The organism is Rhodanobacter sp. UC4448_H15, from assembly GCF_052978265.1.
In genome coordinates this window covers 529,044-540,700 of sequence record NZ_CM129665.1, presented here as the reverse complement: position 1 = coordinate 540,700, position 11,657 = coordinate 529,044, and the positions used below count along the sequence as shown (strand labels likewise).

The 11,657-nt window shown below is 69.6% G+C and carries 12 protein-coding genes; 7 read left to right on the top strand and 5 right to left on the bottom strand.

Annotated features, from left to right (window positions below):
• The first annotated feature begins 125 nt into the window (after positions 1-125).
• Complete coding sequence (locus ACVCMI_RS02335; RefSeq protein ID WP_447097588.1) at positions 126-935, top strand: c-type cytochrome; 810 nt, start codon at positions 126-128, stop codon at positions 933-935.
• A gap of 67 nt (positions 936-1,002) precedes the next feature.
• Here the strand turns inward: ACVCMI_RS02335 and ACVCMI_RS02330 are convergent, their stop codons facing one another.
• The gene (locus ACVCMI_RS02330; protein ID WP_447097589.1) at positions 1,003-1,881 is read right to left on the bottom strand and encodes an NmrA family NAD(P)-binding protein; all 879 of its coding nucleotides are present in this window, start codon (positions 1,879-1,881) and stop codon (positions 1,003-1,005) included.
• A 101-nt stretch (positions 1,882-1,982) separates the two neighbouring features.
• Between ACVCMI_RS02330 and ACVCMI_RS02325 the strand changes: the two genes are divergently transcribed.
• Complete coding sequence (locus tag ACVCMI_RS02325) at positions 1,983-2,885, top strand: LysR family transcriptional regulator (protein ID WP_447097590.1); 903 nt, start codon at positions 1,983-1,985, stop codon at positions 2,883-2,885.
• A gap of 67 nt (positions 2,886-2,952) precedes the next feature.
• Here the strand turns inward: ACVCMI_RS02325 and ACVCMI_RS02320 are convergent, their stop codons facing one another.
• The 4 genes from ACVCMI_RS02320 to ACVCMI_RS02305 all read right to left on the bottom strand — a co-directional run bounded on the left by ACVCMI_RS02320 (position 2,953) and on the right by ACVCMI_RS02305 (position 6,121).
• Entirely contained in the window at positions 2,953-3,810 is an 858-nt protein-coding gene (locus ACVCMI_RS02320; RefSeq protein WP_447097591.1) for an EamA family transporter, read from the bottom strand.
• 85 nt (positions 3,811-3,895) lie between these two features.
• Positions 3,896-4,300, bottom strand: a complete 405-nt coding sequence (locus ACVCMI_RS02315; RefSeq protein WP_447097592.1) for a TIGR01244 family sulfur transferase — start codon at positions 4,298-4,300, stop codon at positions 3,896-3,898.
• Positions 4,301-4,328: 28 nt separating this feature from the next.
• On the bottom strand, positions 4,329-5,195 hold the full coding sequence (locus ACVCMI_RS02310; protein ID WP_447097593.1) for an MBL fold metallo-hydrolase: 867 nt from the start codon (positions 5,193-5,195) through the stop codon (positions 4,329-4,331).
• A gap of 65 nt (positions 5,196-5,260) precedes the next feature.
• Complete coding sequence (locus ACVCMI_RS02305) at positions 5,261-6,121, bottom strand: helix-turn-helix transcriptional regulator (RefSeq protein WP_395120895.1); 861 nt, start codon at positions 6,119-6,121, stop codon at positions 5,261-5,263.
• 242 nt (positions 6,122-6,363) lie between these two features.
• Between ACVCMI_RS02305 and ACVCMI_RS02300 the strand changes: the two genes are divergently transcribed.
• The 5 genes from ACVCMI_RS02300 (at position 6,364) to ACVCMI_RS02280 (ending at position 11,657) form a co-directional block, all read left to right on the top strand.
• Positions 6,364-6,618 carry a hypothetical protein gene (locus ACVCMI_RS02300; protein ID WP_447097594.1) on the top strand — a complete coding sequence of 85 codons (255 nt, stop codon included), beginning with the start codon at positions 6,364-6,366 and terminating at the stop codon, positions 6,616-6,618.
• Positions 6,619-6,693: 75 nt separating this feature from the next.
• A complete protein-coding gene (locus tag ACVCMI_RS02295; RefSeq protein ID WP_395120893.1) occupies positions 6,694-7,152 on the top strand; it encodes a MarR family winged helix-turn-helix transcriptional regulator in 459 nt (152 codons plus the stop codon).
• A 25-nt stretch (positions 7,153-7,177) separates the two neighbouring features.
• Positions 7,178-8,737 (top strand): efflux transporter outer membrane subunit, encoded by a 1,560-nt coding sequence (locus ACVCMI_RS02290; RefSeq protein WP_447097595.1) that lies wholly within the window; start codon positions 7,178-7,180, stop codon positions 8,735-8,737.
• A 10-nt stretch (positions 8,738-8,747) separates the two neighbouring features.
• Positions 8,748-9,953 carry an HlyD family efflux transporter periplasmic adaptor subunit gene (locus tag ACVCMI_RS02285; RefSeq protein ID WP_447097596.1) on the top strand — a complete coding sequence of 402 codons (1,206 nt, stop codon included), beginning with the start codon at positions 8,748-8,750 and terminating at the stop codon, positions 9,951-9,953.
• Between the two features lie 177 nt (positions 9,954-10,130).
• On the top strand, positions 10,131-11,657 hold the full coding sequence (locus tag ACVCMI_RS02280; protein ID WP_447097597.1) for a DHA2 family efflux MFS transporter permease subunit: 1,527 nt from the start codon (positions 10,131-10,133) through the stop codon (positions 11,655-11,657).

Genomic DNA, 11,657 nt, shown 5'->3' with positions numbered 1-11,657 from the left:
CCCACGCTCCGGTCAGCCGGGAATCGCCAGACGCGGAGATTGGCGCGGCCGAGGCATGGGCGTTTCCGCGATTTCCGCCGCCGGACCCGCACGCGCCGAAGTCCGACCCGGCCAGAATCATTCACGTGGCGGGCAGCACGCGCCGTTACACGCAGGCGCAACTGGACGTCGAGCACTTCGTTCCCGACTGGTTCCCGCAGGACCATTCGGCCGCGCCACCGATCGTCACCGTCGATCGCCGGCCCGGCTGGCCATGGCCGTGCGCGGAATGCCACATGGTGAATGGCGCCGGCGTTCCCGCGACTGCGCAGATCATGGGTTTGCCGAAGGGCTACATCCTCGAACAGGTGGCCGCGTTCCGGCACGGCCAGCGCGGGGCGAGCGCGCCGCGCACCACGCAGGACATGGCCGACGAGGCGCGCAGCCTCAGCGACGACGATCTGCAGCTCGCCGCCGGCTATTTTTCGCGGCTGAAGTTCGTGCCGCATACGCGCGTGGTCGAAAGCGCGAACGTGCCGAAGACCCACTGGATGGATTTCGTGCAGGTGCCGGACCAGGATGGCGCGCGCGAACCGCTGGGCGAGCGCATCGTCGAGGTACCGGAGTCTTTCGACGACTATCGACACGGCAGCGGCCGCACCCGCTATGTCGCCTACGTGCCGCCCGGCAGCATCGCGCGTGGCGCGGCGATCGCGGCCAACGGCAGCGGCGCGGCGCCAGCATGCGAGTCCTGCCACGGCGCCAGGCTGCAGGGCACCGACGCCGTCCCGCCGCTGGCCGGACGCTCGCCGACCTACATCGTGCGCGAGCTGCTCCTGTTCCGCGCTGGCCAGCGTTCGAATCCCGCCGCCGCGCCGATGCGGCTGGAAGCCTCGCAGCTGACCGTCGACGACATGATTGCGGTGGCGGCGTATGCGGGATCGCGCACGCCATGAGGTTCACGCGGAACGGGGCGCGGATGGCGCCCCGTGTGTCCGCGCCGTTCGCCCGTCGCCCATGCGCTTACCCCGCCTGCCAGGCCGCGGCCAGTTCGACGGCAAGATCGCGGTAACGGCGCGGCGGATGCCCGAGCAGGCCAGTGAGGATTTCCGCCGCGCCAGGTTTGCCGAGCATGCCGTCGACATGGAACCGCGCCAGCATCAGGCGCAGGTCATGGGCTGCCCAGGACGGCATCAGGCCGGCCATGAAAGCCTCCCAGGCATCAAGGTCGCTGCCCGCAGGCGTCACCGGCCTGCCGAGCACGCCGGACCAGATCGTCGCCAGCGCATCGCCGGTCAGCACGTCCGGCCCGCTGATCTCGATCACCTCGCGCGGCAGCGGCGCCGCCGCTCGCGCGCGACGCAGCAGCGCGGCCACCGCGACCTCGGCGATGTCGCGCACGTCGACCATCGCCACGCCGACACTGCCGATGGGCATGCCGTAGCGGCCCTGTTGCAACAGGCCGTCGCGAAGCATCGCGTCGTTCTGCATGAAGTAGGACGGGCGCAGCACGGTCGCCGGCAGGTCGAACTGCTCGATCATCCGCTCCACCGTGTATTTGCCGGTGAAATGCGGCACGTCGGTGTATCTGTCGCTGTTGAGCACCGACAGATACACGATGCGTTTGATGCCGGCCTCGCGCGCCAGGCTCAGCGTGCCGATGGCCTGGGTCACTTCATCGGCAACCACGGCGTTGAGCAGGAACAGCGTGTCGGCCTCCTTCAGTGCGGCACGCATGGAGGGAATGTCGGTCATGTCGCCCTTGACCGCGATGACGCCGTCGGGGAACGACGCCTGGTCCGGGTTGCGCGTCAGCGCATGGACGCTGGCGCCCTGTGCGGCCAGGCCGCGGACGACGAGGCTGCCGATGGTGCCGGTGCTGCCGGTGACGAGAATGTTCATGGGGATCTCCTTCGAGGTGGTGGACAGCGCCATCCTGATGTTTCACGAAGCGTCCCGATAGCCGCATAATCTGGACATCCCGTCTCGCTCATGGAACACCCGTGGATCTGCTCGCCCTGGCCGATTTCAACGACGTGGCGCGACACGGCGGCTTCGGCCGCGCCGCCCGGGCCACCGGCCGACCCAAGGCCACGCTGTCGCGACGGGTACGCCAGCTGGAGGATGCGCTGGGCGTTCGCCTGTTCGAGCGCGGCGGCCACACGCTCCGGCTGACGCCGGAGGGACGCGAGCTGCAGGAACGGACGCAGTCGCTGCTGGAACACATCGACGAAGTGGGCGAGGCGTTGCGCGGGAGCATCGGCACGCCACGCGGCCGTCTGCGCATCAGCGCGCCGGTGCTGTTCGGCCAGCGCGGCCTGGGCCGCATCGCCGCGGACTACGCGCTCGCCTACCCCCAGGTGCAGCTGGAAGTGGTCACCGAGGATCGCTTCGTCGATCCGGTGGATGACGATTTCGACCTGATCATCCGCGCCAACCCCGACCCCTCGACCGACTTGGCCGGCCGCTGCTTCCTGCGCGACGTGATGGTGGTCGTGGCCACGCCGTCACTGCTGCGGCCAGCGGGAAGAAGTGACGCCGTGGTGCCCGCGATCACGTTGTCGCGCACGCCGCCCGATGCGACCTGGCAGCTCAGTCGCGCACGCAGCGTGCGCCGCATCGCCACGCATACGGTGCTGCGTCTGTCGTCGATGGCGATGATCCACGATGCGGTGCTCGCCGGCGTGGGCGCCGCCGCGATGCCGCGCTCGCTGGTGCAGGCCGACATCGATGCGGGCCGGCTGCTCGACTGGGGCGTGCTCGCCGGACGTCCGGTCGAAGTCTGGGCCCTGTACCCCTCGCATCGCCACCTGAGCGCCCGCGTGGCCGCCTTCGTGAAACTGCTGCTGGACCGCTTCGAAAATGCCTCACCGGGTGCGTTCGCCCGACTCGCGAGCGCGAGATGAAGCGGCGTCGATGATCCGGCCGACCCGGTGGCCGGCCGATAGGCAAAGTCGACAGGCAGGCGACCCGTCAACCGCGCGCCAGCACCCCGATCGCCACCGCCGCCAGCGCCACGCCGGCGAGGTTGAGCCGGCTCAGCCGTTCGCGGAACAGCAGCAGGCCGACCAGCGCGCCCAGTGCCACCACGCCGATGTTCATGCTGGCGAAGACCAGCGCCGGGTGGTCGGGCAAGGCGCGGTGGCCGCGCAGGTAGAACAGGATGTTGCCGAAGTTGGCCAGCCCCAGCAGCAGGCCGGCCGCCGCGCTGCGGGCGGTGAAACGGGTGGTGCCGCGGGCGCGCCGCCACAACTGCATGGCGAAGGCGACCAGCAGGGCGAGCGCGAACATCGCCTGCAGCGAGGTACCCAGCGCCACGCCGGCGAGGGCCACGCGCTTGAACAGGATGTCGATCACGCCGAAGCCGGCGAACACCAGCAGCGGATACAGCCAGCCGGCCGCGCCGGGATCGGCCGGCGAGCGTTCGCTGCGCCAGACCATGCCCAGCAGGGCAAGCAGGCCCAGCGCGATGCCGCCGAGCTTGAACGCGGAGAGTTGCTCGCCGAACAGCACGAACGCGGCCAGCAGGGAGAGCAGCAGCGACAGCCGCTGCGCCGCATCGCTGCGCACGATGCCGGCGTGGCGCACCGCCGCGGCCAGCGCGAGGAAGATCGTGGGCAGCAGGACGCCCAGCGCAACCAGTGCCAGCCACGGCACCTCGCCGCCGCGCAGGCTTGCCGGCGACGGCTGCAGCAGCAGCGCGGTGAGCGCGCTGGTGGCCACGTAGTTCCAGGCGATCGCCTGGCCCACGTCGATGCGCCAGCGCCGCGCCAGCTTCAGCAGCACCGACACCGCCACGCTGCACAACACGCTCAACAGCACGAAGAACATCCGACCCTCCCGCGACAAACAGCGCGCATTGTGCCGCAAGCGGCACGCGAGTCAGTCGCGCCGCGCGCGGCGGCGCCTCAAGGCGTCAGCCCAGCCACGGCCGCAGCATCGACAGGTCGTAGCCCGCCGCGCGCGCCGTGGCCAGGATCTCGTCGGCCGTGCCCGGCGCCTGCATCGCCCACAGCGCGCTGCTGCGCGTGCCGCTGCGGCAGAACGCCAGCAGCGGGCCGGGTAGTTCCTCCAGCGCCGCGCTGAATTCGTGCAGGGCGGCCGGCGCGAACGGCATGCCCGCCACCGGGATATGCCGCCAGGCCAGGCCGGCGGTACGCGCCGCCGATTCCAGCGTGGCATTGTCCGGCTGGCCGGGTTCCTCGCCGTCGGGGCGGTTGTTGACGATGCCGCGAAAACCCTGCGCGGCGAGTTCCGCGATGTCGTCGACGTCGATTTGCGCGCTGACGCTCAGCGCACCGGCAAGCGGATGGATCTGCATGCAATGCTCCGTAGGAAGGGATGGACGCCTACAGCGCGTCCAGCGGGATTTTCAGATAGCGCACGCCATTGTCCTCGGCCGGCGGCAACTGGCCGGCGCGCATGTTCACCTGCACCGCCGGCAGCAGCAGTTGCGGCACCTTCAGCGTGGCATCGCGCGCGCGGCGCATGGCGACGAACTCCTCCTCGCCGATGCCGTCATGCACGTGGATGTTGCCCTGGCGTTCGGCCGCCACCGTGGTCTGGTGCGCGAACTCGTCGCGGCCGGGGGCCTTGTAGTCGTGGCACAGGAAGATCCGGGTGGCCTCCGGCAGCGCGAAGATGCGCCGGATCGAGCGGTACAGCGTAGCCGCGTCGCCGCCGGGGAAGTCGCAGCGTGCGGTGCCGTAGTCGGGCATGAACAGCGTGTCGCCGACAAACGCCGCGTCGCCGATCAGGTGGGTCATGCACGCCGGCGTGTGCCCCGGCGTGTGGATCGCCTGCGCCTCGATCCCGCCTACCCGATAGCGCTCGCCATCGGTGAACAGGTGGTCGAACTGGCTGCCGTCGCGGGCGAACCCGTCGCCGGCGTTGAACAGCGCGCCGAACGTATCCTGCACCTCGCGGATGTGCTCGCCGATCGCCAGCTTGCCGCCCAGCTGAGCTTGCACGTAGGACGCCGCCGACAGGTGGTCGGCATGCACGTGGGTGTCGATCACCCAATCGAGCGTCAGCCCCTCGGCGCGCACGAACGCAATGACGGCATCGGCGGCGGCGTGGCCGGTGCGCCCGGAGGCCGCCTCGTAATCGAGCACCGCATCGAGCACGGCGGCCCTTCGGGTGGCCGGGTCCCAGGCCACGTAGCTGAAGGTATGGCTGGCCTGGTCGAAGAACGCCCGCACGTCGGGGCTTGGCATGTCCGTCTCCTCGCGGTGAAATCGGGATCACGGAGATTATGGCCCCTGCGGCAACGGTCGCCGCATCACGCCGATTGCGCGGCCTGCTCCGCCGCGAGGCGCCGGGCGACGCGCGCGAAGCTCGCCGCGGTCTCGGCATTCGCCGGCGCGAAGAAGAACGCGGTGGCGCGATCGACGTGGTCGCTGTCGCGGATCGGCAGGCGCATCGAATGGATGCTGAGGTCGCCGAACTCGCGATGGAAGAACGGCACCACGATCGCGCTCAGCGGCGCGGTGTGGCAGCGCTGCCAGAGTTCGACGAACTCCGTGCTGGCCTCGGCCAGCGCCTCGGTCAGCCGGGCGAAGCGCGGGTCTTCCGGATGCGCCGCCTGGTTCATGCGGAACATGCCGAGCAGGTTCAGCGCGCCGTTCTCGAAATCCGGATACAGCCGCCGCCGCGCCGGATTCATGAACGCGTTCCACAGGTGGTTGTCGGCGAACGGGCCGTCGAACTCGCCGAAGTCGTACAGGCACTCGGCCATGCGGTTCCAGGCCAGCACGTTGAACACCGTGTCCAGCACGAAGGCCGGCGCCTGGTACATCCGCAGCACCTCGTGCATCACCGGCGGCAGGCTGAAGTGATGTTCCGGCACGTCGGTGCGCGACAGCCCCATCAGGGCGAACAGGTAGGCCTCGTCGGTCGGCGACAGCGACAGCGCGCGGGCGATCCGGGTCAGCGCCGCCGCCGATACGTTGATTGCACGGCCCTGCTCCAGCCACGTGTACCAGGTGACGCCGACCTCGGCCAGCGCCGCCACTTCCTCGCGGCGCAGTCCCGGCGTCAGCCGGCGCGAACCCCGCGGCAGACCCGCCGCCTCGGGCGTGAGCGCGGCACGCCGCGTGCGCAGGAAGGCCTTCAGCTCGGTGCGTTGCATGGATGCTTTCATGGGCGATCCGGAACGGGTAGTGGGAGTACCAGCAGTGGGGACTGCCTTCCCATGCTACGTCGCAGCGACCTAATGTCGCCTGTCCCCCAAGTCATGTGCCCACACGTGACCGTGACGCCGGCGATGCGGTCACGCCCGTCCGCGGCGCACCTCCCAGCCGCCACGCCCGCCGCGCTGTCTTGCAGCCTGTCACGACGCGGCACCCGCCGACGTCCTTGTGCCAACCCATGCAGGAGATCGACATGTCGTTACTCCCCGTCCCCACCCCCGTCCATGCCCCACGCATCGATGCGCTCACCGATTTCGTGATCCATGCCCAGTTGATGCTGGATCCGGCCACCCCGGAATCGGTGCGCCGCGAAGCCGAACCGCGCCTGCTGGCACAACTGCCGATCCTGCAGGCGCTGGGCGTATTCGAACTGTTCACCCTCCGCGATCCGGCGCTGCACGCGCTGGTGCGCGACGAGCTGCAGGCCCAGCGGGTGCGTGCCGCCTGACATCTTGCCAAGGCAAAAGCATTCCAGCACATATTTGCCTTGACAAATATACTTGAGGCAATAGAATGCGCGGCCATGAATACCGAGTCGCTCGCCTTTGCCACCCCGAAAGAAAGCCTGGGCATCCTGCTCGGGCTGGTGCGCGCGGAGATCGTGCGGGCGATGGAAGCCGAGCTGGCCGCGCAGAACGTGAACCTGCGCTTCACCCAGTTCCTGATCCTCAAGCGGTTGGCGAGGCTCGGCCCGATGTCGGCCAGCGAGCTGGCCCGCTCGGTCGAACTGGACGGCGGCGCGATGACCCGCCAGCTCGACCAGCTCGAACGCAAGGGCTACCTGCGCCGCTGCCCGCATGAACAGGATCGCCGCGCGTTGCGGATCGAGCTGACCGAGTCGGGCCAGGCGATCTGGCAGCAGCTGACCGACTGCAACGAACGCGTGCTGAATGCCGCCCAGCGCTCGCTGGACGAGGCCGAACAGGCCCGGTTGCACGACTACCTGGAGCGCGTGCTGCACGCCCTTCGCGACAAGAACTGACCCTCCCCCTCGGAGCCCCCCACGTATGCGTCTGCATCACCTTGCGGCTGCCACCGCCCTGACCCTCGCGCTGGCCGCCTGCGCCAGCAGCGGCGGCCTGCATCCGAACGGCGCGCCGCTCGACCCCGCCTCGCTGAAAGCCGCGCACCATCTCGGCGCGAACGACATCGCGGCCGCCTGGCCCGAAAGCGACTGGTGGAGCGCACTGGGCGACCCGCAGCTCGACCGGCTGATCCGCGAAGCGCTGGCCGACAACCCCGGCCTGGCCGTGGCCGATGCGCGCGCCCGCGCGGCGCAGGCGGCCGCCGGCCTGGCCGACACCGCGCGCCGCCCCAGCGTGAATGCCGGCGCCAGCGTTTCCGGCGCGCGCATCCCGACCACGGTGATGCCCGCCGATGCCGGCGGCGGCCACTTCAACCTGGCCAGCTACGCCTATGGCAGCTTCAAGTGGGGCCTGGATCTGTGGGGCGGCAAGCGCGCCGCGTGGGAAGCCGCGCTGGGCGCGTCGCGTGCCGCCGAGGTCGAGGCCCGCGCCGCGCGCATCGAACTGTCCGGCAACGTGGCCCGCGCCTATGCGCAACTCGGTTATGCCTTCGCCCAGCAGGACCTGGCCGCCGGCGAGCTGAAACGCGCGCAACAGTCGCAGCAGCTCACCGCGCAGCGCGTGGCCGCCGGCATCGACAACCGCATCGTGCTGAAGCAGGCCGAGGCCGAAGTGGCCACGGATGAGCAGGCAGCCGCGCTGGCCGATCGCGCGGTGGATGCTGCGCGCTCCGCGCTGTCCGTGCTGCTCGGCAAAGGCCCGGATCGCGGCGACGAGATCACCCGTCCACAGGTGCTGGCGCCGGCCGAGCTGGCGGTGCCGGAGAATCTGCCGCTGGAACTGATCGGCCATCGCGCCGACCTGGTCGCCGCGCGCTGGCGGGTCGAGGCCGCGGGCAAGGACATCAAGGCGGCCAAGACCGAGTTCCTGCCCAACATCAGCATCGGCGCGATGGCCGGCGTGCTCCGGCTCGGCGGCGGCAACCCGTTCACCCTGCCGGCGCGCTTCTACCAGCTCGGCCCCTCGCTGAGCCTGCCGATCTTCGACGGCGGCCGGCTGCGCGCCAACCTTTCGGCCAAGGACGCCCAGTACGACCTGGCCGTGGCGCAGTACAACCAGACCCTGGTCGGCGCGGTGAACGAGGTCGCCGACGACGTCTCGGCGACGCAGTCGCTGCAGCGGCAACTCGCCGCCCAGCAACGCGCGCAGGCCGCCGCGCGGCAGGCGTGGGATCTCGCGCTGCAGCGTTACCAGGCCGGTGTGGGCAGCTACCTGGAAGCGCTCAGCGTGCGCCAGCAGCTGCTGGCCGCCGACCGCGGCGTGGCCGCGCTGCAGGCGCAACAGGTCGACCGTTCGATCCAGTTGATCCAGGCCTTGGGCGGTGGATACCGCCCCCAGAGTCAAGCACCCCGCGGTGGATACCGCCCGCAGAATCAAGCACCCCGCGGTGGATACCGCCCGCAGGATCAGGCACCCCGCGACGGCTACCCGCCGCAGGCCGGCGCGCCGGCACCGTCATCTTCCACTTTTGCGCATCGCTGAGGCTTCCCCCATGTCTGCTCAACCCTCATCCGACTCGAACGAGAGCAAGGCCGAGTCCAGGCCGCCGCTGCCGGCGCCGAAGAAATCCCGCGGCGCGCTGCTGCGCGCGCTCGGCGTGGTAGTGCTGCTCGCCGCCATTGGCTGGGGCCTCTGGTACTTCCTCGAAGGCCGCTGGTACGAGAGCACCGACGACGCCTACGTCAACGGCAACGTGGTGCAGATCACCCCGCAGGTGCCCGGCACCGTGGTCAGCATCGGCGCCGACGACGGCAACCTGGTGCACGCCGGCGACGTGCTGGTGAAACTCGATCCCAGCGATGCCGACGTGGCCCTGGCCGAGGCGAAGGCCAACCTGGCGCTGACCGTGCGCAAGGTGCGCGGCCTGTACTCCAGCGTCAGCGGCGCACACGCCGACGTCGCCGCCAGCCAGACGGCGGTGGCGAAGGCGCGCTCCGACTACGAGCGGCGCGTGGCGCTGGCCAAGTCCGGCGCGATCTCGACCGAGGAACTGGCGCATGCCCGCGACGCGCTGACCACCGCGCAGAACGCCCTCATCACGGCGCAGCAGCAGTACCAGACCAGCAAGGTGCTGGTCGACGACACCGTGGTCGCCTCGCACCCGGACGTGCAGGTGGCGGCGGCCCAGCTGCGCGCCGCCTACCTCGCCGACGCGCGCACGCAGTTGCTGGCGCCGGTGGACGGCTATGTGGCCAAACGCTCGGTGCAGGTCGGCCAGCGCGTGCAGCCCGGCACGCCGCTGATGGCGGTGGTGCCGCTGCACCAGGTGTGGATCGACGCCAATTTCAAGGAGACCCAGCTCACCGACATGCGCATCGGCCAGCCGGTGGAGATCGAATCGGACGTCTACGGCGGCGCGGTGAGCTACACCGGCAAGGTGGAGAGCCTGGGCATCGGCACCGGCAGCGCGTTCTCGCTGCTGCCGGCGCAGAACGCCACCGGCAACTGGATCAAGATCGTGCAGCGCATCCCGGTGCGGGTGGTGTTCACCGACCCGAAGCAGTTGGAGCAGCACCCGTTGCGGCTGGGCATGTCGCTCAACGTGGACGTCAACCTGCATGACCGCAGCGGCCCCACGCTGGCGCAGCGCGCGCCCTCGCAACCCGCCTTCAGCACCGACATCTACAAGCAGCAGCTGGCCAAGGCGGATGCGGCGATCAAGGAGATCATCCACGCCAACATGGCCGGCGAAAAATGACGCGATATCGCCCCTCTCCCTCCCGGCGACCGAAGGAAGTCCCCTTGCGGGTGAGAGGGGTTGGGGAGAGGGTTCGGCGGAGACCGCGACGACGCGCTCCGCCCGTACCCTCACCCGCCCTTCGGGCACCCTCTCCCGGTGGGAGAGGGACCTCCCGTCCCACCGACTGATACGGCCATGACCACCGCATTCCGCCCACCCAACCTGGCACTTAGCACGGTCGGCCTGTCGCTGGCCACCTTCATGCAGGTGCTGGACACCACGATCGCCAACGTCTCGCTGCCGACGATTGCCGGCAACCTCGGCGTCAGCAACGACCAGAGCACCTGGGTGATCACCTCGTTCGCGGTGAGCATGGCGATCTCGCTGCCGCTGACCGGCTTCCTCACCCGCCGCTTCGGCGAGGTGCGCCTGTTCACCGCGTGCACGCTGCTGTTCGTGGCCTCCTCGTTCATGTGCGGCGTGTCGCAAAGCATGGGCATGCTGCTGGTGTTCCGCGCGCTGCAGGGCGCGGTGGCCGGCCCGATGTACCCGATCACGCAGAGCCTGCTGATCAGCATCTACCCGCCGGCCAAGCGCGGCATGGCGCTGGCCCTGCTGGCGATGGTGACGGTGGTGGCGCCGATCGCCGGACCGATCCTCGGCGGCTGGATCACCGAGAACTATTCGTGGCCGTGGATCTTCTTCATCAACCTGCCGATCGGCATCTTCGCCAGCGTGGTGGTGGCCAACCAGCTGCGCGGCAAGGTCGAGAAGACCGAGCGCCCGCGCATCGACTACGTCGGCCTGATCACGCTGATCATCGGCGTGGGCGCGCTGCAGATCGTGCTGGACAAGGGCAACGACGCGGACTGGTTCAACTCCAACTTCATCATCGTGGCCAGCATCATCTCGGCCATCGCGATCGCGATCTTCCTGATCTGGGAGCTGACCGACCCCGACCCGATCGTGGACCTGAAGCTGTTCCGCCACCGCAACTTCACCACCGGCACGGTGGCGATGGTGCTGGGCTACGCAGCGTTTTTCGCCATCGCGCTGCTGGTGCCGCTGTGGCTGCAGCAGAACCTGGGCTACACCGCCACCTGGGCCGGCTTCGCCACCGCGCCGCTGGGCGTGATCCCGGTGCTGCTGACCTTCTTCGTGGGCAAGTACGCCACCCGCATGGACCTGCGCCTGCTCGCCGCGGCGTCATTCCTGGTGATGGGCGCGACCTGCTTCATGCGCGCGGACTTCTACCTGCAGATCGACTTCTACCACGTGGCGATGGTGCAGCTGCTGCAGGGCCTGGGCGTGGCGCTGTTCTTCATGCCGACGCTGACCATCCTGCTGTCGGACCTGCAGCAGGACGAGATCGCCGCCGGTTCCGGGCTGTCGACCTTCCTGCGCACGCTGGGCGGCAGTTTCTCCGCCTCGATCACCACGCTGATGTGGACCCGCGGCGCGGTGAACCACCACGAGCAGCTGGCCGAGCACATCACGCCCTACAGCCCGGTCAGCCAGGCCGCGATGCAGCAGCTGGGCCACGGCGATCCGCAACTGGGCGGCAGCGTGATCAACGGCATGATCACCCAGCAGAGCTACCAGATCTCGTTCAACGAGGTGTTCCACGCGCTGGGCTGGATCTTCATCGGCCTGATGCTGGTGATCTGGCTGGCCAAGCCGCCGTTCACACCGAAGGCGCGGCCGGTCGCTGGCGGGCACTGA